Origin of the sequence: Mesorhizobium sp. C372A (genome assembly GCF_030323245.1) — a bacterium.
In the GTDB taxonomy this organism is placed as follows: Bacteria; Pseudomonadota; Alphaproteobacteria; order Rhizobiales; family Rhizobiaceae; genus Mesorhizobium.
The window spans coordinates 2,628,696-2,648,807 of sequence record NZ_CP100475.1; the positions used below are offsets into that span (position 1 = coordinate 2,628,696).

General features: G+C 64.3%; 19 protein-coding genes. 8 read left to right on the forward strand and 11 right to left on the reverse strand.

From position 1 onward, the window contains the following. The first annotated feature begins 98 nt into the window (after positions 1 to 98). From NLY42_RS12485 to NLY42_RS12500, 4 genes are read left to right on the forward strand one after another with little or no spacing between them, the layout of a single operon-like run. Positions 99 to 635 (forward strand): tripartite tricarboxylate transporter TctB family protein, encoded by a 537-nt coding sequence (locus NLY42_RS12485; RefSeq protein ID WP_023683087.1) that lies wholly within the window; start codon positions 99 to 101, stop codon positions 633 to 635. Between the two features lie 4 nt (positions 636 to 639). Further along, positions 640 to 2,163 (forward strand): tripartite tricarboxylate transporter permease, encoded by a 1,524-nt coding sequence (locus NLY42_RS12490; protein WP_023686551.1) that lies wholly within the window; start codon positions 640 to 642, stop codon positions 2,161 to 2,163. Positions 2,164 to 2,178: 15 nt separating this feature from the next. Beyond that, a complete protein-coding gene (locus tag NLY42_RS12495; RefSeq protein ID WP_031244701.1) occupies positions 2,179 to 3,357 on the forward strand; it encodes a CaiB/BaiF CoA transferase family protein in 1,179 nt (392 codons plus the stop codon). A gap of 59 nt (positions 3,358 to 3,416) precedes the next feature. Then, positions 3,417 to 4,220, forward strand: coding sequence for a citryl-CoA lyase (locus tag NLY42_RS12500; RefSeq protein WP_245260201.1), 804 nt, complete (start codon positions 3,417 to 3,419; stop codon positions 4,218 to 4,220). Between the two features lie 6 nt (positions 4,221 to 4,226). Here NLY42_RS12500 and NLY42_RS12505 read toward each other — a convergent pair whose 3' ends face one another. Together NLY42_RS12505 and NLY42_RS12510 are read right to left on the reverse strand one after the other, a co-directional pair. Beyond that, positions 4,227 to 4,703, reverse strand: coding sequence for an NUDIX hydrolase (locus tag NLY42_RS12505; RefSeq protein WP_023669717.1), 477 nt, complete (start codon positions 4,701 to 4,703; stop codon positions 4,227 to 4,229). Between the two features lie 120 nt (positions 4,704 to 4,823). Further along, on the reverse strand, positions 4,824 to 5,126 hold the full coding sequence (locus NLY42_RS12510; protein ID WP_023683090.1) for a hypothetical protein: 303 nt from the start codon (positions 5,124 to 5,126) through the stop codon (positions 4,824 to 4,826). Positions 5,127 to 5,344: 218 nt separating this feature from the next. On the opposite strand from NLY42_RS12510, the gene NLY42_RS12515 reads away from it, so the two are divergent. Further along, positions 5,345 to 5,935, forward strand: a complete 591-nt coding sequence (locus tag NLY42_RS12515; RefSeq protein WP_023669715.1) for an invasion associated locus B family protein — start codon at positions 5,345 to 5,347, stop codon at positions 5,933 to 5,935. A 15-nt stretch (positions 5,936 to 5,950) separates the two neighbouring features. Here the strand turns inward: NLY42_RS12515 and NLY42_RS12520 are convergent, their stop codons facing one another. From NLY42_RS12520 to NLY42_RS12545, 6 genes are all read right to left on the reverse strand, one after another. Further along, a complete protein-coding gene (locus NLY42_RS12520) occupies positions 5,951 to 6,643 on the reverse strand; it encodes a response regulator transcription factor (protein ID WP_023699131.1) in 693 nt (230 codons plus the stop codon). Next, positions 6,640 to 9,372 (reverse strand): DUF4118 domain-containing protein, encoded by a 2,733-nt coding sequence (locus NLY42_RS12525; RefSeq protein ID WP_286489163.1) that lies wholly within the window; start codon positions 9,370 to 9,372, stop codon positions 6,640 to 6,642. The genes NLY42_RS12520 and NLY42_RS12525 overlap by 4 nt, the downstream gene beginning before the upstream one ends. Positions 9,373 to 9,439: 67 nt before the next feature. After that, on the reverse strand, positions 9,440 to 10,006 hold the full coding sequence (gene kdpC / locus NLY42_RS12530) for a potassium-transporting ATPase subunit KdpC (protein ID WP_023735106.1): 567 nt from the start codon (positions 10,004 to 10,006) through the stop codon (positions 9,440 to 9,442). 12 nt (positions 10,007 to 10,018) lie between these two features. After that, on the reverse strand, positions 10,019 to 12,112 hold the full coding sequence (kdpB, locus tag NLY42_RS12535; protein ID WP_023754272.1) for a potassium-transporting ATPase subunit KdpB: 2,094 nt from the start codon (positions 12,110 to 12,112) through the stop codon (positions 10,019 to 10,021). Positions 12,113 to 12,344: 232 nt separating this feature from the next. Continuing rightward, on the reverse strand, positions 12,345 to 14,048 hold the full coding sequence (gene kdpA, locus NLY42_RS12540) for a potassium-transporting ATPase subunit KdpA (protein WP_023756465.1): 1,704 nt from the start codon (positions 14,046 to 14,048) through the stop codon (positions 12,345 to 12,347). Positions 14,049 to 14,066: 18 nt separating this feature from the next. Then, on the reverse strand, positions 14,067 to 14,156 hold the full coding sequence (locus NLY42_RS12545) for a K(+)-transporting ATPase subunit F (RefSeq protein WP_023669708.1): 90 nt from the start codon (positions 14,154 to 14,156) through the stop codon (positions 14,067 to 14,069). A 402-nt stretch (positions 14,157 to 14,558) separates the two neighbouring features. Here NLY42_RS12545 and NLY42_RS12550 point away from each other — a divergent pair, with 402 nt between their 5' ends. Further along, entirely contained in the window at positions 14,559 to 16,349 is a 1,791-nt protein-coding gene (locus NLY42_RS12550) for a flavin-containing monooxygenase (protein WP_023704186.1), read from the forward strand. 153 nt (positions 16,350 to 16,502) lie between these two features. On the opposite strand, the gene NLY42_RS12555 is transcribed toward NLY42_RS12550, so the two are convergent. Both NLY42_RS12555 and NLY42_RS12560 read right to left on the reverse strand, forming a co-directional pair. Continuing rightward, positions 16,503 to 17,729, reverse strand: coding sequence for an amidohydrolase/deacetylase family metallohydrolase (locus tag NLY42_RS12555; RefSeq protein WP_023754273.1), 1,227 nt, complete (start codon positions 17,727 to 17,729; stop codon positions 16,503 to 16,505). Between the two features lie 90 nt (positions 17,730 to 17,819). Beyond that, a complete protein-coding gene (locus NLY42_RS12560) occupies positions 17,820 to 18,200 on the reverse strand; it encodes a RidA family protein (RefSeq protein ID WP_023754274.1) in 381 nt (126 codons plus the stop codon). A 175-nt stretch (positions 18,201 to 18,375) separates the two neighbouring features. Between NLY42_RS12560 and NLY42_RS12565 the strand changes: the two genes are divergently transcribed. Continuing rightward, complete coding sequence (locus NLY42_RS12565; protein WP_023698654.1) at positions 18,376 to 18,861, forward strand: hypothetical protein; 486 nt, start codon at positions 18,376 to 18,378, stop codon at positions 18,859 to 18,861. A 132-nt stretch (positions 18,862 to 18,993) separates the two neighbouring features. Here NLY42_RS12565 and NLY42_RS12570 read toward each other — a convergent pair whose 3' ends face one another. After that, the gene (locus NLY42_RS12570; RefSeq protein WP_023669703.1) at positions 18,994 to 19,224 is read right to left on the reverse strand and encodes a hypothetical protein; all 231 of its coding nucleotides are present in this window, start codon (positions 19,222 to 19,224) and stop codon (positions 18,994 to 18,996) included. 146 nt (positions 19,225 to 19,370) lie between these two features. On the opposite strand from NLY42_RS12570, the gene NLY42_RS12575 reads away from it, so the two are divergent. Then, positions 19,371 to 20,012, forward strand: coding sequence for a glutathione S-transferase family protein (locus tag NLY42_RS12575; RefSeq protein WP_023754275.1), 642 nt, complete (start codon positions 19,371 to 19,373; stop codon positions 20,010 to 20,012). Positions 20,013 to 20,112: the final 100 nt, after the last annotated feature.

The following is a 20,112-nucleotide window of genomic DNA, read 5'->3' on the forward strand; positions in this document are numbered from 1 at the left end:
CTTCCGACATTAGCCTGCGAGATGGACATATCATGCGCTGGGAGTGAAACTGCGGATGCGGCCGGCGGGAGGATGCCGGCCATCTCGGGAGGACATCGATGAGCACCAGCGACCAGCAGCCGGCGCCCCCGCGCCTTGCCATGCCCGAATTGTTGATCGGCATCGGGCTTCTCGCCTGTGCCGCGGCCGTGGCGTGGCAGACCCTGGCGATCCCGGTTTCGCCGCTCTATTCCAAGGTCGGGCCGACCGTCTTCCCCTACATCACCATGACAGGCATGATCGTGCTTTCGCTGCTGCTCATCGTCGCCGCGCTGCGCGGCGGCTGGCAGCCGCAGGAGGAAAAGGAAACGCCGACCGACTGGAAGGCCATGGGCATCGTCGTTGCCGGCCTGGTCGCCAATCTGGTGCTGATCCAGCCGCTCGGCTTCACCGCCGCCTCGGTCATCATGTTCGTGCTCGTCTGTTATGGCTTCGGCAGCAAGCACACGCTGCGCGATGCGCTGACCGGCCTGATCCTGGCGCTTGCCGCCTATTTCGGCTTTGCCAGGGCGCTCGGCGTCAACATTGGCGCCGGCTTCATCGAAAACCAGCTGAACACGGTGATCGACGCGATCATCGCCACTGCGAGGGGCTGACGCCATGGAGACGCTCGGCCATCTCGCCCACGGATTTTCCGTCGCTTTCTCGCCGATGAACCTGCTGTGGTGCCTGGTCGGCACCACGCTCGGCACGGCCATCGGCGTGCTGCCCGGCCTCGGGCCGGCGCTGACCATCGCGCTGCTGCTGCCGATCACCTACCAGGTGGCGCCGGAGGCGTCCTTCATCCTGTTTGCTGGCATCTATTACGGCGCCATGTATGGCGGCTCGACGACCTCGATCCTGCTCAACACGCCGGGCGAAAGCGCCACCATCGTCACCGCGCTGGAAGGCAACAGGATGGCCCGCTCGGGTCGCGGCGGCGCGGCACTGGCGACCTCGGCGATCGGCTCCTTCGTCGCCGGCACCATCGGCACGATGGGCGTCGCCTTCCTGGCCCCGGTGGTGGTGAAGTTCGCGCTCGCCTTCGGGCCGGCCGAATATTTCTCGCTGATGGTGCTTGCCTTCATCACGGTGTCGGCGGTGCTCGGCTCGTCCTCCGTGCGCGGCCTCACCAGCCTGTTCATCGGTTTCGTCATCGGCATGATTGGCGTCGACCTGCAGACGGGACAGCCGCGCTTCACCTTCGGCATGAACGAACTGCTCGATGGCGTCGATGTCATCATTGCCGCGGTCGGCCTGTTTGCCGTCGGCGAGACGCTCTACATGGCCTCGCGCCGCTATGCCGGCAAGGACGAGATCGTGCCGCTCAAGGGCTCGCTCTACATGACCGCGGCCGAATGGGGGCGCTCGTGGAAGCCATGGCTGCGCGGCGCTTTCATCGGCTTCCCGATCGGCGCCATGCCTGCCGGAGGCGCCGAGATCCCGACCTTCCTGTCCTACGCCATCGAAAAGAAGCTGTCGAAGCACAAGGAGGAGTTCGGCACGGTCGGCGCCATCGAGGGCGTTGCCGGACCGGAAGCCGCCAACAATGCGTCTGCCGCCGGCGTGCTGGTGCCGATGCTCACCCTTGGCCTGCCGACCTCGGCGACCGCCGCAATCATGCTGTCGGCCTTCCAGAGCTACGGCATCAATCCGGGACCGCTGCTGTTGACGACGCAGGCCGATCTGGTCTGGGGCCTGATCGCCAGCCTGTTCATCGCCAACGTCATCCTGGTCGTTCTCAACCTGCCGCTGATCGGGCTGTGGGTACGGCTGTTGAAAATCCCGGCGCCGCAGCTCTATGCTGGCATCCTGGTGTTCGCCACCGTCGGCACCTACGGCATCTCGCAATCGCCGATCGACCTCGTCATCCTCTATCTCCTGGGGGCCGCCGGCTTCCTGATGCGGCGCTTCGATTTCCCGACCGCGCCGGTCATCATCGGCATGATCCTGGGGCCGCTTGCCGAAACGCAGTTCCGCCGGGCGATGACGATCTCGAACGGCGACTGGTCGGTGTTCTACACCCACAAGCTGTCGCTGGTGCTGCTGATCCTTGCCTTCATCGGGCTCGCCGGTCCGCATATCTGGGCCTTCATCGAGCATCGGCGCCGGCGCGGACCCGAGCATGTGCCGGGCGATGCCTGAGCGACCTGGAGCATCATGACCGATCTGCTTGCCGGCATCCGCATTCTCGACCTGACCAATGTGCTGGCGGGCCCTTATTGTGCCTACCAGCTGGCGCTGCTCGGCGCCGATGTCATCAAGGTCGAGACGCCGCAAGGCGGCGATCTGGCGCGCCAGCTCGGCGCCTCGCCGGCGCTCAACGAGGCGGGGATGGGCGCGTCGTTCCTGGCGCAGAATGCCGGCAAGCGATCGGTGGTGCTGGATCTCAAAAGCGAAGCCGACCGCGAACGCTTCCTCGATCTCGTCGCCTCGGCCGACGCGCTGGTCGAGAATTTTCGACCGGGCGTGATGGGGCGGCTGGGTCTCGGCTATGAGGTGCTGAAAGCGGTCCGCCCCGGTCTCGTCTATTGCGCCATATCCGGTTTCGGCCAGAGCGGGCCGATGCGCGACAATCCGGCCTACGACCAGATCATCCAGGGGCTGTCCGGTATCATGAGCATCACCGGCACGCCGGAGACAGCACCCTTGCGGGTCGGCTATCCCGTCGCCGACACGCTGGGCGGGCTGGTCGGGGCCTTCGCCATCGCCGCGGCGCTGGTCAAGCAGAAGACCTCGGGCGAGGGCGCGTTTCTCGATGTCTCGATGCTGGAATGCACGCTGTCGGCGCTGGGCTGGCCGGTGTCCAACTATCTGACCGCCGGTGTCGAGCCGCAGCCGATGGGCAATGAGAACATGACGGCTGCGCCCTCCGGCGCGTTTCGCACCGGCGACGGCCTGCTCAACATCGCCGCCAACAAGCAGGAGCAGTTCGTCACGCTTTGCCGGCTGATCGGCCAGCCGGAACTGGCCGACGATCCGCGCTTTGCCGAGCGCGAGACGCGCAAGCAGAACCGCGCCTCCTTGAAAGGGCTGATCGAGACAGCGCTTGCGAGCGCCTCGGCGGCTGCCTGGGAAGAAAAGTTCAACCGCGCCGGCGTTCCGGCGGGCCGGGTGCTGACGATCCCGCAGGTGCTTGGCGAGCGCCAGGTGGTCGAGCGCGACATGACCGCGCGTTTCCAGGGTCTGCCCGGCATGGCGCAGCCGCTGACCGTGGTGCGCGGCGGCTTCATGGTCGATGGCGCGGCACCCTTGCCGGTCCTGCCGCCGCCTGTGCTGGGCGAGCATATGGACGAGGTATTTTCCACCCTGCCGCCGCGCGCCAGGAGAAGCGCGTGAGCGAGAGAAAAACCGGCCGCGAACGCGGCGAGGAATGGTGGCAGACCGGCATCATCGAGATGAGCCCCGGCATCATCCGGCTGCGCGGCTATGAAATCCAGGAGCTGATCGGCCGCGTCAGCTTTCCGGCCACGATCTGGCTGATGCTGCGCGGCGAATTGCCGAGCGAGGAGCAGGCGGCGCTGCTCGGCATTGCGCTGGGGGCGGCCGTCGACCACGGGCCGCAGGCGCCGTCGATCGCCATTGCCCGCATGGCCATCACCTGCGGCGTCGGCATCAACAGCGCCATGGCGTCCGCCGTCAACGTGCTGGGTGACGTGCATGGCGGCGCCGGCGAACAGGCGCTGTCCTTCTATGGCGACATTGCCGTGGCACTTGACCAGGGTGTTGCGCTGGACCAAGCCGTAGCCGCACGGCTCGACCGTTTCTTCGCCGAGGAGAAAGGCTATGTGCCGGGATTTGGCCATCGCTTCCACCCGGTCGATCCGCGCGCGCCGCGCCTGATCGCAGTGACGCGCGAGTTTGCCGCGCGCGGCGTCGTCAGCGGACGCTTTGCCGACATCGCCGAGGCCGTCGAATCAGAGGTGGCACGGCGCAAGGGGAAGAAAATACCGCTCAACATCGACGGCGCCACCGCCGTCATCTATGGCGAGCTCGGCTTTCCGCCGCCGTTGACGCGCGGCCTGTTCGTGCTCTCGCGCTCGGTCGGCATCCTGGCGCATGCATGGGAACAGTCGCAGCAAAGCGAGCGCAACAAAGGGCCGCTGCCGCGCGAATGGCTGTGGGCCTATACGGGCACGCCGCTGCGGCCATTTCCCGCTGAGGGGGATGAGGGTCCCGCTGAAGGGGACGAGGGCAAGTGAGGTTGGTCAGGCCGGGTCCGGCACTGCCGGCTGAGGCGGCGCCAGGTTGGCCATCAGCGTCGAGAGATCCGGCTCATCGATGAGCAACGCCGCGTCCTGCGGCTTGAGCCATGCCCGCTGGCGGCTCTTGGCCTCCTGCCAGTTGGCCAGTTCCTCGGACACCTCCAACAGATAGACGACGACGTCGACGCGCACAAAATTGTGCTCCAGCCGTTTCCAGTAGGAATAGCTGCCGGCAGGCGCCTTGCGGGTCTTGCCGAGCACGCCGGCTTCTTCGCGCGCCTCGATGGTGGCGGCCTTGCGCCCGCTCTTTCCTTTCATCGGCCAGCCCTTGGGCACGATAAAGCGCTTCGTCGCTCGCGACGTCACCAGCATCACTTCGAAATTGCCTGAAACGTCCAGACGAAAGGGAATGGCGGCGACCTGGCGAATGCGTTCGCCTCGCCTTGCCTTGCGTACCGCCTTTTTCTTCGTCGTCGCCATGTGCTGAAAATCCGGTCGGCGGGCGCACCGCCGCACGCCGCCTGCAAACCCTGATATGCCCGCGAGGCAATGAGCATTTTTAGTAAATAAGTCGACTAAGTAAATCGCAAGCGACCGATATCAACGGCAAACACGCACAATCTGGTTGTTGACGATCTGAATCGGACAAGCTTGCCGGACGACGGGCACTTCGGGGCGCGGCTGCGGCACGATCCGACGGTCCTGCTCGCGATATTGCTGCTGCTGTTGCTGGAACTGCTGCCGCTGCAGGCTGTTGCGCAATTGCTGCAGCTGGTTCTGCTGGATCAGCCGGTTGGCGCTGGGATTGACGGACTGAGCCGCAGCAGATTGCATGATGCCGGCGAGCGTTGCCGCCGCCAGCATTGCCGACATGAGAACTGTCGATAGGCGAAGCGTCGACATCAGTTCATTCCCGTACAGATATAACCTCCTCTCTATATAGGGCGTTCGTCTCGATCTGCCATGGGCCGGTCTGCCATGGGCCGATCTGCCACGGGTTGGCGAAATCCCTGAGGAAGCGGCCCGGCCGCACTTGACAGAAAAGATCGATTGACCGCTCTATCGGGCGCGGATCTCGGCCTCAATCGCGGCTGACTCGAGGCACAATCGGGAGCATATTGATGAAAAGCAGGCAAGTATATTTCGCGGCGCTACTGGGCAGCATCTGTATTCTTGGCCCGGTGGCAGTCGCGGCGCAAACCAAGACCGACAAGGCGGCGCCTGCCGCCGCAGCGCCCGCCCCTGCTGCCGGCCCGACATTGCCTGGCGGCGCCTCGGCGCTGTCCGAGACACATGGCGACTGGACGGTCAATTGCCAGGTAACCGGCACGGCCAAGGTTTGCAGCCTGTCGCATCAGCAGTTCAACAAGCAGTCCAACCAGCGCCTGCTGGCCATCGAGCTGTCGAGCAAGAGCGGCGAGGATGCCGCCGGAACGCTGGCGCTGCCGTTCGGCCTGGCGCTCGCCAAAGGCGTCAGCCTGACCATCGACGACCAGAAGCTGGAAGGCAGCCTGCCGTTCAACACCTGCCAGGCCGTCGGCTGCCTGGTGCCGGTGGCGTTCGATGCCAGCGTCACGCCGCTGCTCAAGGCAGCCACCACGCTGAAGATCGACGCCTTCGCGGCCGACACCGGTCAAGCGGTGAGTTTCACCATCCCGCTCAACGGATTCGGCGGCGCACTGGCACGGACCGCGGAACTCTCGGCGGACTGAGCAGCGAGCGCGCGGCTACTCAACCTCGCGCAGCCGGTACCCCACGCCGGTCTCGGTGGTGATGTAGCGCGGCTGGTCGGGTGATTTTTCGATCTTCTGCCGGAGCTGGCGGACATAGACCCTGAGATACTGCACGTCGGTCGAATCGCCCCACACCTGCTTCAGAAGGAAATGGTGGGTCAGCACCTTGCCGGCATGCTGCACCATAATGCGCAATATGTCGTACTCCTTGGGGGAGAGCTTTATCTCCTTGCCTTCGACCTTGACGATGCGCTTGACCAGGTCGACGCTGAGATCGCCGGTGTGGAACACCGGCTTTTCGCCCTGCTGGTGGAATTTGTGGCGCAGCGCGACGCGGATGCGGGCGACCAGCTCGTTCATGCCGAACGGCTTGGTGATGTAGTCGTCAGCGCCGAGTTCGAGCGCCGCGACGATGCCGGCTTCGTCGGTGCGGCTGGACAGGATGACCACGGGCACGTCGAGGCCGTCGCCGCGCCATTTGCGCAGGAGGTCGAGGCCGCCCATGCCGGGCAGGCCGAGATCGAGCAGGATCAGATCCGGCTTTTGTGCATCGACGAGTTCGATCGCAGCGTTGGCGTTGGGCGCTTCGCTGACCGCATAACCCTGGCTGCCGAGGCCGACGCGCAGCAGTTTGCGGATCGGCGGCTCGTCATCGACGACCAGTATGCTGACGTTGGAATTTGTCATGCCGGATCACCAGATGCTTGCTCGTCCACACCTGATACGTCCGTATCGGACGATTGTACCAACCTCGGCATGCGGATTGTGAAGACTGCGCCCGGGCGATCGCTGCGGTTCGCCGCCATGATCGTGCCGCCCATCGCCTCGATGAAGCCCCGGCAGATTGACAGGCCGAGCCCGGTGCCGGCCTGGACCTGATCGCGCTTGCGCACCCGGTAGAAGCTGTCGAAGACGCGCTCCAGGTCGGCGGACGGAATGCCCGGTCCCTCATCCATGATCTGCAGCGCGACGGAGCCATTGTCGGCCCAGCCCTGCAGCCGGATTGTCGATCCCTGTGGCGCGTATTTCGCGGCATTGTCGAGCAGATTGAACAGCATTTGTTCGAACAGCACGGGATCAAGCTTCAGCATCGGCAGGTCGGCCGGAATATCAACCTCGGTCTTGTGCCCGGCAGTGATCTTGCGCGCCCGCTGCAAGGCCGAGCCGACGACATCGCCGACATAGTGGAGAGCAAAATTCGGCTCCATGGCGCCGGATTCAATCTTGGTCATGTCGAGCAGATTGGCAATGAAGCGGTTCAGCCGTTCGGACTCGTCGAGCACGGTGGTCAGCAGCTCGGCCCGATCGTTCTCGGGCAGTGCCGGCGCAAATTCCCTGAGCGTGCCGGCCGCGCCCATGATGGCCGCCAGCGGCGTCTTCAGATCATGCGAGATCGACGTCAGCAGTGCCGAGCGCAAGCGGTCGGCCTCGGCCGCCAGCCTGGCGCGATCGACATCGGCGACCAGCTGGATGCGCTCGATGGCAACCGCCGCCTGGTCGGCCAGCGCGTCGAGCAGGCGCTGTTGCTCGGGCGTCAACAGCGGCCCCTGCTTGTCATTGTCGAGGCCGACGACGCCGATGGCGGTACGGCCGGTCCGCAAGGGCAGGTAGAGCCGTTTTGCCCCGGGCAGGGTATCGGCGCCACGGCCGGCAGCCCGGTTGTGTTCCCAAGCCCAGCGTGCAGCCGCGATGTCGGCCTCGGCCAGCGTGTCGTCGGGGGGATAACCGGCCTTGACGGTGATCGTGCCTTCTTCCGGCAAAAGCAGCACCACGCGCAGCTTCAGCATCGAGGCGATCTGGAACGCGGTGGCCCACAAAACGTCGTCGAGCGTGCCCGCGCCGGCGAGTTTCTTGGAAAAGAGGTAGATGTCCTCGGTCGCCCGGGCGCGTGAACGGGCGGCGGCTGCCTGACGCTGCACACGCGCCGTCAGATTGCTGGCGATGACGGCAACGACGAGGAAGACGGCGAAGGCAACGATGCTCTCCGGATCGCGGATCGTCATCGTGTAGCGCGGCTCGAGAAAGAAGAAGTTGAAGGCAATGGCGCTGAGGAAACAGGCGTACAGCGCCGGCCACAGGCCAAAGGTCACTGCCGATGTCAGCACCGCCAGCAGCAGCACGCTGGCAAGGTTGCGAACGTCGAGGAACTGATCGAGGACGGCGCTGACGGCAAGCGCGCCGGCGACATAGACGGTCGAGAAAAGATAAGGCCAGATTTGAAATGGCGTCTGCTCGGCCGCCGCCTTGACCCTCGACGTGGCCTCGTTGTCGCGCTCCGTTCCTGAAATGACATGGACGCTGATATCGCCGGCATTGCGGATCAGATCGTAGGTGAGCGAACCCTCGATCAGTTCGCGCCAGCGCGAGCGGGTCGGCCTGCCGACGACGATATGGGTGAAATTGTTCACTGTGGCGTGGCGGACGATGTCCTGGGCGACGTTCTGGCCCGGAATGGTCGTCACCTCGGCGCCGAGCTGCTCGGCCAGGCGCAAGAGCGTGGCCAGCCGGTCCTTGTCTTCCTCCGACATGGCGGCCGAACGCGGCGTGTCGACATGCAGCGCCGTCCACGGTGCGCGCAGCCGGTCGGCCAGCCGGCGCGCATAGCGGACACGAGACGCTCCGCCCGGACGCGCATCGACGCAGACGAGCACCCTTTCGCCCGCCGCCCAAGGGCCGGGAATCGCGTGCGACTGCATGTGGTTGAGCAACTGCTCGTCGACGCGCTGGGCGGTGCGGCGCAGCGCCAATTCCCGAAGCGCGGTCAGATTGCCCGGCGAGAAATAGTTTTCGACTGCGCGCTGGGCAGTGTTGGGGAAATAGACCTTGCCCTCTTTCAGCCGCTTGATCAGGTCGTCGGGCGTGAGGTCGATGATCTCGATGTCATCGGCCTGGTCGATGATGGAGTCCGGGACCGTTTCGCGCACCCTGACCCGGGTGATCTGCGCCACCACGTCATTCAGGCTCTCGACATGCTGGATGTTGAGCGTGGTGTAGACATCGATGCCGCGCGTCAGGATTTCCTGGACGTCGAGATAGCGCTTGGGGTGGCGGCTGCCGGGCGCATTGGTGTGGGCGAGTTCGTCGACGAGCACCAGCGCCGGCCGGCGGGCGAGAATGGCATCGATGTCCATCTCGTCCAGCACGCGGCCTCTGTAGTCGACCTTCTGGCGCGGGATCACCTCGTAGCCTTCGACCAGCGCCAGTGTTTCCTTGCGGCCGTGGGTCTCCACGACGCCGACCACTACGTCGACGCCGTCAGCCAGCCTGGCGCGGCCGGCCATCAGCATTTCATAGGTCTTGCCGACGCCGGGGGCAGCGCCGAGAAATATCCGCAGACGGCCGCGCTCTTCCCGTTCCGCATGCTCGAGCAGCGCGTCCGGAGAGGGTCTGGTATCGTTGCTTCTGGCGTCCGGCATCAGGCTCGATCATGAACGGCGCCGAGGATCGTGTCGATCCCCGGCCCCTGGCTTCAGAGATTGTCTCTCACTGCTTGGTATCGTCCAGTGCCAGGTTGAGCGCCAGCACATTGACGACCGGCTCGCCGAGGAAGCCGAGTTCGCGGCCTTCGACATGGCTGTCGACAAGCGCCTTGACCTTGGCTTCGTCGAAGCCCCTGGCCTTAGCCACCCGAGCGACCTGGAAATAGGCGGCGTCCGGGCTGATGGCGGGATCGAGGCCGCTGCCGGACGTCGTCACCAGATCCATCGGCACCGGCCGGTTCGGGTTCTCCGCCTTCAGCTTTGCAACATCGCCCTTGATGCGGTCGATCAGCTTGGGGTTGGTTGGACCGAGATTGGAGCCGCTGGACGCTGCGGCGTTGTATCCGTCGCCGGCAGCCGAGGGGCGGCCATGGAAATACTTGTCGTCGGCAAAGCCCTGGCCGATCAGTTCGGAGCCGATGACCGTGCCGTTTTTCTCGATCAAGCTGCCATTGGCCTGGTGCGGAAACAGCGCCTGGGCGATGCCGGTCATGCCCAGGGGATAGATCAGGCCGGTCAAAACGGTGAAAAAGACGATCATGATAACAGCGGGTCTTATCTGAGTGAGCATGGACGTATTTCCTTAAGCGAGGCCGAGGCCGGTGACGATCATGTCGATCGCCTTGATGCCGACGAAGGGAACGATGATGCCGCCGAGGCCGTAGACCAGCAGGTTGCGGCTGAGCAGCGCGCCGGCGCCGATGGCGCGGTATTTGACGCCTTTCAGCGACAGCGGGATCAGAGCGATGATGATCAGCGCGTTGAAGATGATGGCCGACAGGATGGCGCTCTGCGGCGTCGCCAGATGCATGATGTTGAGCGCTTGCAGGGGGCCGATTGTATGTCCCGGCGCAACGTAGAAGACGGCAAACATGGCCGGGATGATGGCGAAGTATTTGGCGACGTCGTTGGCGATCGAGAAGGTCGTCAGCGAGCCGCGCGTCATCAGCAGCGCCTTGCCGATCTCGACGATCTCGATCAGCTTGGTCGGGTCACTATCGAGGTCGATCATGTTGCCGGCCTCGCGGGCGGCAACCGTGCCGGTGTTCATGGCGACGCCGACATCGGCCTGCGCCAAGGCCGGCGCGTCGTTGGTGCCGTCACCGCACATGGCGACCAGCTTGCCCTTGGCCTGTTCGTCGCGGATCAGCTTCAGCTTGTCCTCGGGCGTGGCCTGGGCGAGGAAATCGTCGACGCCGGCTTCGGCTGCGATCGCCGCCGCAGTCATCGGATTGTCGCCGGTGATCATCACGGTGCGGATGCCCATTTTGCGCAGTTCGGCAAAGCGCTCGCGGATACCACCCTTGACGATGTCCTTGAGGTGGACGACGCCGAGCAGGCGGCCGTCACGCTCGACGGCCAGCGGCGTGCCGCCCGACTTGGCGATCTCGTCGGCGATCGCCTGGAGATCCTTGACGGTGTCGCTGCCAGGGCGCGTGCCGTGAGTGGCCGATGTCGACTGGCTGACATAGGTGAGAACCGAATCGACGGCGCCCTTGCGCACCGACGAGCCATCGATGTCGACGCCGCTCATCCGGGTCTGCGCGGTGAAGGGCACGAAGCTGGCATGCAAGGTTGCCATGTCACGGGCGCGGATGGCGTATTTCTCCTTGGCCAGCACGACGATCGAGCGTCCCTCAGGCGTCTCGTCGGCGAGCGAGGCGAGCTGCGCGGCATCGGCCAGTTCCTGTTCGGTGACGCCCTTGACCGGGCGGAATTCGGTGGCCTGGCGGTTGCCGAGCGTGATGGTGCCGGTCTTGTCGAGCAAAAGCGTATCGACGTCGCCCGCCGCTTCGACGGCACGGCCGGACATGGCCAGCACGTTGAAGCGCACCAGGCGGTCCATGCCGGCAATGCCGATGGCCGACAGCAGGGCGCCGATGGTGGTCGGGATCAAGGTGACGAACAGCGCGACCAGCACCGTCACCGGGATATAGCCGCCGGAATAGGAGGCAAAGCTCGGGATCGTGGCGGTGGCCAGCACGAAGATCAGCGTCATGCCGACGAGCAGGATGTTGAGCGCGATCTCGTTGGGCGTCTTCTGGCGCGAGGCACCCTCGACCAGCGAGATCATGCGGTCGAGGAAGGTGTGGCCGGAGGCGGCTGATATGCGCACGCGAATCCAGTCGGACAGAACCTGCGTGCCGCCGGTGACCGCGGAACGGTCGCCGCCGGATTCGCGAATGACGGGTGCGGACTCGCCGGTGATTGCCGCCTCGTTGACCGAGGCCACGCCTTCGACCACTTCACCGTCGGACGGGATAATGTCGCCGGCTTCGACCAGCACGATGTCGCCAACCTTCAGGCTGGTGCCGGGCACCAGCTTGAACCTGGAGCGGTCTTCGCCGGCAAGCAGCTTGGCCTGGGTTTCGGTGCGCGCCTTGCGCAGCGAATCGGCCTGCGCCTTGCCGCGGCCTTCGGCGACGGCCTCGGCGAAGTTGGCGAACAGCACGGTGAACCACAGCCAGATGATGATCTGCAGCGTAAAGCCGAAATCGCCGCCGCCGGTGGCGAGATCCTTGACGAACAGGACCGTGGTAAGAAGCGAGACGATGGCGACGACGAACATCACCGGGTTCCTGACCAGCGTGCGGGGGTCGAGTTTCCTGAAGGCGCCGCCGATGGCCGGCCACAGGATGCGGGCATCCATGATGCTCGCGGATTTGGACTGGCTCATTTGGTGGCTCCAGTATCTGAACTGTTGGCCGGCACCGACCGATCGGATGCCGAAAAGAGGGGCGGCGGACCATAGGCCAGCAGCCAGATCACGATCATGACTGCCGCGAGGCCAAGGAAGGTAGATACGCTGGGGAAGGGAGGGGGCGTTTCCTCCCCCTCATTGCCGGCTCGTGGGCCGGCTCGCGGCCGGGCCTTCATGCGTTTTGGGTAGAACCAGGACATGACAAGCCTCAGAATGTCTGGCCGTTGATGGCAGCCAGGTGCTCGACGATCGGTCCGATCGCCAGTGCCGGGAAGAAGGTCAGGCCGACGACGATCAGGATGACGCCGACGAGCAGGCCGACGAACAGCGGGCCGTCGGTCGGGAAGGTGCCGGCGGAAGCCGGAACCGTCTTCTTCGTCGCTAGCGAGCCGGCAATGGCAAGCGCTGGAATGATGACGAAGAAGCGACCCACCCACATGGAGATGCCGAGCGTGATGTTGTACCAGGGCGTGTTGCCGGAAAGGCCGCCAAAGGCCGAGCCGTTGTTGGCCGCCGCCGAAGTGTAGGCATAAAGAACCTCGGAGAAGCCATGCGGACCGCCATTGGCCATCGAGGCGACGGCGCTTGGCAGCACGACCGCTATTGCCGTGAAGACCAGCATGACCAGCGGCAGAGCTAGGATGGCGAGCATTGCCATCTTGACCTCCTTGGCCTCGATCTTCTTGCCGAGATATTCGGGCGTGCGGCCAACCATCAGGCCGGCGACGAACACGGTGATGACGATGAACATGACGATGCCGTAGAAGCCGGCGCCGACGCCGCCGACGATGACTTCGCCGAGCTGCATGTTGAGCATCGGGACCAGGCCGCCAAGTGCTGTGAACGAGTCATGCATGGCGTTCACCGCACCGCAGCTCGCAGCCGTGGTGATGACGGCGAATAGTGCCGAAGCGGCAATGCCGAAGCGGCTCTCCTTGCCTTCCATGTTGGCGCCGTCGACGCCCAGCGCATGGACCAGCGGATTGCCCGCGGCTTCCGCCCAGTAGCAGATAACGACGCCAGCGATGAACAGCACACCCATCGTGGCCAGGATCGCCCAGCCCTGGCGCTGGTTGCCGACCATGCGGCCGAAGACGTTGGTGAGTGCGGCACCCAGCGCGAAGATCGTCACCATCTGGATCATGTTGGAGATGGCGTCGGGGTTTTCGAAAGGATGCGCGGCGTTGGCGTTGAAGAAGCCGCCGCCATTGGTGCCGAGCATCTTGATGGCGACCTGCGAGGCGACCGGCCCAAGGGCGAGCGTCTGCTTGGCGCCCTCCAGCGTGGTGGCGTCGACATAAGGCCCGAGCGTCTGCGGCATGCCGAGCCAGACATAGACAAGGGTGAGCACGATGCTGAGCGGCAGCAGGATGTAGAGCGTGCAGCGGGTCATATCGACCCAGAAATTGCCGATCGATTTGGCCGAGGCGCGGGCGAAGCCGCGGATCAGCGCCACCGCAATGGAAATGCCGACGGCGGCGGACATGAAGTTCTGAACAGTCAGGCCGGCCATCTGCACGAGGTAGGACAACGTGCTTTCGCCGCCGTAATTCTGCCAGTTGGTGTTGGTGACGAAGCTGACGGCAGTGTTGAAGGCGAGATTGGGTTCGACCGATGCCATCCCGGCCGGATTGTAAGGCAGGACGCCCTGCAGGCGTTGCAGAAAGTACAGCACCAGGAAACCGGCAAGGCTGAAGAAGATGATTCCTGCCGCGTAGGTCGTCCAGTGCTGCTCCTCGAGTTCGCTGGTTCCCGAAATGCGGTAGAGGCCGCGCTCAACGGGCCCGAGTATGGGCGAGAGAAAGGTGCGATCGCCATTGAAGACGCGGTACATGTAGCCGCCGAGCGGCTTCACCAGCAAAACGACGATCCCGCAATAAACCAGGATCTGTATCCATCCGTTGAGTGTCATGGGTTTCCGTGCCTTGCTTCAGAAGCGTTCTGGGCGAACGAGGGCGTATGTCAGGTAGACGAGCAGGAACAAGGTCACGCCGCCACCGAGGATGTAATCGACAAGCATGGTGCGATCCTTCCGCTTAAAGAGCGTCGCAAGCTTTGATGTAGGCGAGGGAAAGACCGAAGAACAAAACCTCGATCCCGATGACGACGATGTCCATTTGTGTTGGTCCTTGCTTCTGCTTGTATTTGGCGCCAGCGACTGGCGAGCCAGAAATTCCATGAGAACGGCCCGCCGTAACTCTGGGGTCACGGCGTCCGCAGCGTTTTGCTCGAGATGGAATATGGACCCGATCGCCATAAAGGTTCGAGACGGGGCCGGGAGGAAAGATATAAAATTCCTATAAAGATTTCCGGGAGATGGCTCCGTTCCGGGCCGCTAGAAACCGACGCCATGATATCGCGACCCCTCTTGCGGCGGCTCCGTCTTTCGAAACAATGGGAACGCAAAACGAGGGAAAAACAGATGCTCGACATGGCACCATCGAAACAGGCGGCGACATGGCTTTGCGCGCTTGCACGGGCGCTGGAAGCTGATGACGCCGAGGCGGCCGCCAACCTGTTCGTCGAGGATTGCTACTGGCGCGATCTGCTGGCTTTCACCTGGAACATCACCACGATGGAAGGCCGCGATGAGATCCGCGACATGCTGCAAGCGACGCTGGCGGAAACGAAGCCCTCACACTGGACGCTGTCCGGCGAGGCGACCTCGGATGAGGGCACCGTCGAGGCCTGGTTCACGTTCGAAACGGCGGTCGCGCGGGGCGAAGGGATTGTGCGCCTTACGGACGGCCGCTGCCGGACCTTGTTCACGGCGGTGCGTGAGCTCAAGGGGTTCGAGGAACAAAAGGGACCGGCGCGGCCGCTTGGTATCCGTCACAAGGCCGATCCGAAGCGCGAAACCTGGGCGGAGGCGCGGGCGCGCGAGACGCGCGACCTCGGCGCCACCGAGCAGCCCTATTGCCTGGTGATCGGCGGCGGGCAGGGCGGCATCATGCTCGGCGCGCGGCTGAGGCAGCTCGGTGTGCCCACCATCATCATCGAGAAAAATGCGCGCCCCGGCGATTCCTGGCGCAACCGTTATCGCTCGCTCGTGCTCCACGATCCGGTCTGGTACGACCATCTGCCCTACATTCCGTTCCCGGAGAACTGGCCGGTGTTCACGCCCAAGGACAAGATGGGCGACTGGCTGGAGATGTACACCAGGGTGATGGAGCTCAACTACTGGGTCGCCACCAAATGCCTCAGCGCCAGCTATGACGAGGCCGAGAAGGTGTGGACTGTGGTGGTCGACCGCGTCGGCCGGCAGATCACGCTGAAGCCGAAGCACATTGTCTTTGCCACCGGCGCCTATGGCCCGCCACGCCAGATCGCGCTGCCCGGCGCCGAGACCTTCAAGGGCGAACTCCTGCATTCCAGCCAGTATGCAAGCGGCGAGAAATTCCGCGGCAGACGTGTCGCTGTCATCGGCGCGGCAAGCTCGGGGCACGATGTCAGCGTCGACCTCTGGGAGAGCGGCGCAGACGTCACCATGATCCAGCGGTCGCCGACGACAGTGGTGAAATCCGACACTCTGATGGAAGTCGGCTTCGAGATCTTCTCGGAAAAGGCTTTGGCGCGCGGCATCAGCACCGACAAGGCCGACCTGATCGTCGCGTCCACGCCGTTCGCGCTTGTACCCAAGGGCCAGCGGGATCTTTACGAGGTGATCAAGGCACGCGACGCAGACTTCTACGACCAGCTACGCGCCGCCGGCTTCGCCATCGATTTCGGGGAGGACGAGACCGGGCTGTTGATGAAGGCCTACCGCACCGGCTCCGGCTACTACATCGATGTCGGCGCCTGCGAACTGATCATCAATGGCGAGATCAAAGTGAAGAGCGGCGTCGGCATCAGTTCATTGACGCCGACCGGCATCCTGTTCGACGACCGCAGCGAGCTGGCCGTCGATGCGATCGTCGCCTGTACCGGCTACCAGTCGATGAACGAGACCGTGGCGGCCATCGTCTCGCGCGAGGTCGCCGACAAGGTCGGGCCATGCTGGGGCCTCGGCTCCGGCGTCAAGGGCGATCCCGGTCCTTGGCAAGGCGAGCTGCGCAACATGTGGAAGCCGACGGCGCAGGACGCGCTGTGGTTCCACGGCGGCAATCTGGCGCTGTCGCGGTTTTACTCGAAATATGTGGCGCTGCAGATCAAGGCGCGGATGGAAGGGATTGCGACGCCGGTGTTTGGGGCGGTGAGTAACGCAGGGCGCTAGCGATCTCCTCCCCCCTCGAGGGGGAGATGTCGCCGAAGGCGACAGAGGGGTCGCCGCGCGTGGAGCGCTGACCTCCAGCTGCCGCGAGGAGCTTGCGTCCGGTCGAACCGACCCCCTCTGGCCTGCCGGCCATCTCCCCCTCAAGGAGGGAGATTATCCATGCCCGAAATGCCGTGCCGCGACCTCGACATGCGTATGTGCCGCATGCGGCTCGAAGCGCTCGGTCTCGTTGTGGTCGGGCGCCTCGTTCGGCCACCAGACACCGCCGATAACAATGCCTTCTGAGACCAGCCGCTGATCCGCGATCAGCGCCGCACCGACCGCATCGACGAAGGTAAAGCGCCCGGGGCGCAGTCTCAGCACCGCGACATCGCCGACACCGCCAACTTTCAGCGTCCCAAGCTCCGGCCTGGCGATCGCCTCGGCTGGCCTTTGCGTGGCGGCGCACAGCACCTCGACCAGCGGCATGCCCAGCGCCATCAGCTTCGACATGCAGACCAGTATGTCGAAGGCCGGACCGTCGACGCAATAGAGATGCACGTCGCTGGAGATGACGTCGGGCGCGAGGCCCTCGGCCAGCATCGCTTTCGCCACGGCGAAGTCGAACGAGCCCATGCCGTGGCCAATGTCGAAGATGACACCGCGTTCGCGGGCCAGCCGCATGTCCGGCCGGATCGCGCCGGAGGCGAACACCGGCGCATTGGGGAATGGCCGAAAACAATGGGTGAGGATGTCGCCGCGGCGCAGCCGCGGCAGCACTTCGGAGCGGCCGGGCGGCGGCTCGTCAATATGCGCCATCAGCGGCAGGCCGGCCTGGTCGGCGGCTTCCAGCGCGAGGTCCACCGGGGCGATGCCGCTGGTGCCGCCGGCATGCTTGCCGGAGCGCACTTTTACGCCGACGACGACATCGGCGTGCTCGCGCACCGCGGCCACCGTCTCGCGTGGCTCGCAGAGCCTGAGATCGCTGCATTCGCCGACGGAGACCGTCTGCGAAAAGCCGAATATGCCGGCAAAGGAGATGTTGACATAGGCCAGGATGCGCACCTTCGAGCGCTCGATGACATGGCGGCGAAAGCCCAGAATATTGCCGGCGCCGGCGCTGCCGGCGTCGATGAAGGTGGTGGTGCCGCTCTTGGCCGCCAGCCGGTCGGCATCGACGCCAAGCGAGGTGCCGCCCCAATAGACATGGCTATGCAAATCGATGAGGCCGGGCGTGACGATGCAATCCCTGGCGTCGACGACCTGCGTAGCATGCTCGGCGTCGATCGCGGCTTCGATGGCCGCAACGCGGCCATCGGCGATGGCGACATCGCGCACCGCGTCCAGGCCGGAGGCCGGATCGATCAGGCGGCCGCCCTTGATCAGGAGATCGAACTGCATCGGCGGCTGCCTCTCTCTTTGCTTTGGGGCATGATCTCTGGACAAAACGGTTTCCGTTTGTCCGAGAAAACCGGTTTCCACTTTTCGGGATCATGCCCCGACTGGTGAAACCGGCCGGTAGGCGACGGCTTCGACCTCGATCTTGATGTCGATCATCAGCCGCGATTCGACCGTGGTGCGGGCCGGCGAATTTTTCGGGAAGTGCTTGGCGTAGACGGCATTGAAGGCGCCGAAGTCGCGCGCGTCCTCGAGCCAGACCGTGGTCTTGACGACATCGTCCATGGTGCAACCGGCCAGCGCGAGTGCCGCCTTCACATTCTGCAGCACTTGCTCGGTCTGCTCGGTGATGCCGCCCTTGACCACGATGCGGTCGCTGTCGACCGGCACCTGACCTGAGATGTAGACGAAATCCCCGGCGCGCACGGCCGGCGACAGCGGCACGTGGGATTTTCCAAAACACTCTTTAGGCAAAGGAAACTCCTGTTCAGAATGGCGGGCCGCGTCCCGTTTTCGCCGACCGCTCTACGCCTGTCCCGGTAATCCTCATAGGGGGCTTTTTGGAAAGCAGCATTTTTCCAAACGCGTGTTGCTTTATCGCAGGCTCGCCAGCATCTTGCGCGTCGCATTTTCCCGACAGGAGATTTCAATGACCTTCGACAAGAACCCGTTTCCAGAGGGCGATGCCGATCGCCACGCGCTCTGGGAAATGCTGGTGCGGCGCGACATCGACGCCTTTATCGGTCAGGACTGGTCGATGGTCGAGGATAATTTCCTCGCCGACAGCTTCTTCGGCATGCATGCGCATTTCCTCAGCGATGCCGACGCCTGGCGTCTGCAATTCCCGAGCCTTGCCGTCTATCGCGACGAATGGCTGCGCCAGGCCAAGGAGACGGCGGCGACCGAATTCGCCGAGCCGCTGCGCGAGGCGCTGTTTCGCGTCACCAACATGCGCGACATCGACGTCGATGGCGACCGCGCCGTGCTGCACAAGAAGTTCAACGGCTCGGTGGCCAAGGCCGATGGCAGCGTCGACAAGCTGAAATGGCAGACGCTGTATTTTTGCAGGAAGGTGGCGGGCCACTGGAAGATCGGCGGCTTCGTCGGCTACATGCCACATCCCTTGGGGATCTGAGTCTTGCCGCTTATGCTACTGCCGGCCTTCGCGCACGAAGACGTGCGCCTCCCGGGCTGCAGTTGTAAAAGCTCGCCAACCGAACTCACTCGAGCTCAAGCGAGTTGAACGGGACAGGTTCGTCCAACAGGGCTAGCGGGAGCGGTGGTCGAACACGACCGCCATGGTCTTACCAATTGCCGCCATGACGACGAGTTCGACGAGATCGTCGTCGCTGTCGACACAGGTTGGATCCATGCGGCGGATGGCGTCGAGCGCCGCTCTAGTCGAGACGGTATCGCCGGCGCGGAATCTGGAAAGCGCAGAGGAAACAAGGTTCTGGGTTGTCACGTCGATGACAGGTACGCTCGGCACTACGTTCATGGCTTCCTCCTGCCAAGAACCCTCTCCCGAAGGAAATAATACGCCGAACGACGGCGTGTGCCAGCGGAATCGTGGTCCGACCAGATTGCCGGGAGGGCACGTTTGCGTGTTTGATAGGGTCGAGCCCACAGCGTCCAGGACCGGATATGAAACTGTACTTCAGCCGCAATCCCAATCCGCGCCTTGCGGTAGCAACGGCACGTCATCTGCAGGCCAAGGTCGAGTGTGAGTTCGCGGCACCCATGGCGCCCGGGCAGGCTGAGCGGTTTCGTCAGCTCAATCCCAATCTTACCCTGCCGATATTGGCATGGACGGGCGGCAGCCTGTGGGAAGCCGACGCCATAGCCTGCCTTCTGTCGCGCGAAGCGGGTTCGGATTTCTGGCGCGGCGGCGGCGACCAACCCGACATGATCCGCTGGCTGAGCTGGGGCAAGGAAAATTTCGTCCGGGCCTGCGACACCGTGCATTTCGAGCGCGGAACCAAGCAGCGCTACGGGATTGGGCCCGTCGACCAGGGCAAGGTCGAGGAGGGGCTGGCGGAGTTCCGCATCGCGGCAGCGATTCTCGAGGCGGAGCTCGCCAAGCGGCCATGGCTTGTGGGCAAGTCGCTTTCCTATGCCGATTTCCGCATGGCCACGTTTTTGCCGTTCAACGATGCAGCCGGCCTGCCGCTGGCGGACTATCCCTCTGTTCTGGGTTGGTATCGCCGGCTCGAAGCCATCGATGCCTGGCGCGATCCCTTCGACGGGCTGGAAGCGCCGCTTCTGCCGCCGGTCAACTCCGCTTGATGTGCCTTCCCTTTGGGCAGATGGGCTGATGTGTGGCGCTTTGGCAGCATAGGTGTGGAACAGCGGGCGAGTTGCCATGGCGCGCTCGACGGCTCGCGGC

What these genes read in the sequence shown, in the direction of transcription:
- NLY42_RS12570 (WP_023669703.1), bottom strand. Translation starts at nt 19,224, where the DNA reads ATGAACGTAGTGCCGAGCGTACCTGTCATCGACGTGACAACCCAGAAC.
- NLY42_RS12510 (WP_023683090.1), bottom strand. Translation starts at nt 5,126, where the DNA reads ATGTCGACGCTTCGCCTATCGACAGTTCTCATGTCGGCAATGCTGGCG.
- NLY42_RS12515 (WP_023669715.1), top strand. Translation starts at nt 5,345, where the DNA reads ATGAAAAGCAGGCAAGTATATTTCGCGGCGCTACTGGGCAGCATCTGT.
- NLY42_RS12485 (WP_023683087.1), top strand. Translation starts at nt 99, where the DNA reads ATGAGCACCAGCGACCAGCAGCCGGCGCCCCCGCGCCTTGCCATGCCC.
- NLY42_RS12545 (WP_023669708.1), bottom strand. Translation starts at nt 14,156, where the DNA reads ATGCTTGTCGATTACATCCTCGGTGGCGGCGTGACCTTGTTCCTGCTC.
- kdpC (WP_023735106.1), bottom strand. Translation starts at nt 10,006, where the DNA reads ATGCTCACTCAGATAAGACCCGCTGTTATCATGATCGTCTTTTTCACC.
- NLY42_RS12500 (WP_245260201.1), top strand. Translation starts at nt 3,417, where the DNA reads ATGAGCCCCGGCATCATCCGGCTGCGCGGCTATGAAATCCAGGAGCTG.
- NLY42_RS12490 (WP_023686551.1), top strand. Translation starts at nt 640, where the DNA reads ATGGAGACGCTCGGCCATCTCGCCCACGGATTTTCCGTCGCTTTCTCG.
- NLY42_RS12505 (WP_023669717.1), bottom strand. Translation starts at nt 4,703, where the DNA reads ATGGCGACGACGAAGAAAAAGGCGGTACGCAAGGCAAGGCGAGGCGAA.
- NLY42_RS12575 (WP_023754275.1), top strand. Translation starts at nt 19,371, where the DNA reads ATGAAACTGTACTTCAGCCGCAATCCCAATCCGCGCCTTGCGGTAGCA.
- NLY42_RS12525 (WP_286489163.1), bottom strand. Translation starts at nt 9,372, where the DNA reads ATGCCGGACGCCAGAAGCAACGATACCAGACCCTCTCCGGACGCGCTG.
- NLY42_RS12565 (WP_023698654.1), top strand. Translation starts at nt 18,376, where the DNA reads ATGACCTTCGACAAGAACCCGTTTCCAGAGGGCGATGCCGATCGCCAC.
- kdpA (WP_023756465.1), bottom strand. Translation starts at nt 14,048, where the DNA reads ATGACACTCAACGGATGGATACAGATCCTGGTTTATTGCGGGATCGTC.
- NLY42_RS12555 (WP_023754273.1), bottom strand. Translation starts at nt 17,729, where the DNA reads ATGCAGTTCGATCTCCTGATCAAGGGCGGCCGCCTGATCGATCCGGCC.
- NLY42_RS12550 (WP_023704186.1), top strand. Translation starts at nt 14,559, where the DNA reads ATGCTCGACATGGCACCATCGAAACAGGCGGCGACATGGCTTTGCGCG.
- NLY42_RS12495 (WP_031244701.1), top strand. Translation starts at nt 2,179, where the DNA reads ATGACCGATCTGCTTGCCGGCATCCGCATTCTCGACCTGACCAATGTG.
- kdpB (WP_023754272.1), bottom strand. Translation starts at nt 12,112, where the DNA reads ATGAGCCAGTCCAAATCCGCGAGCATCATGGATGCCCGCATCCTGTGG.
- NLY42_RS12520 (WP_023699131.1), bottom strand. Translation starts at nt 6,643, where the DNA reads ATGACAAATTCCAACGTCAGCATACTGGTCGTCGATGACGAGCCGCCG.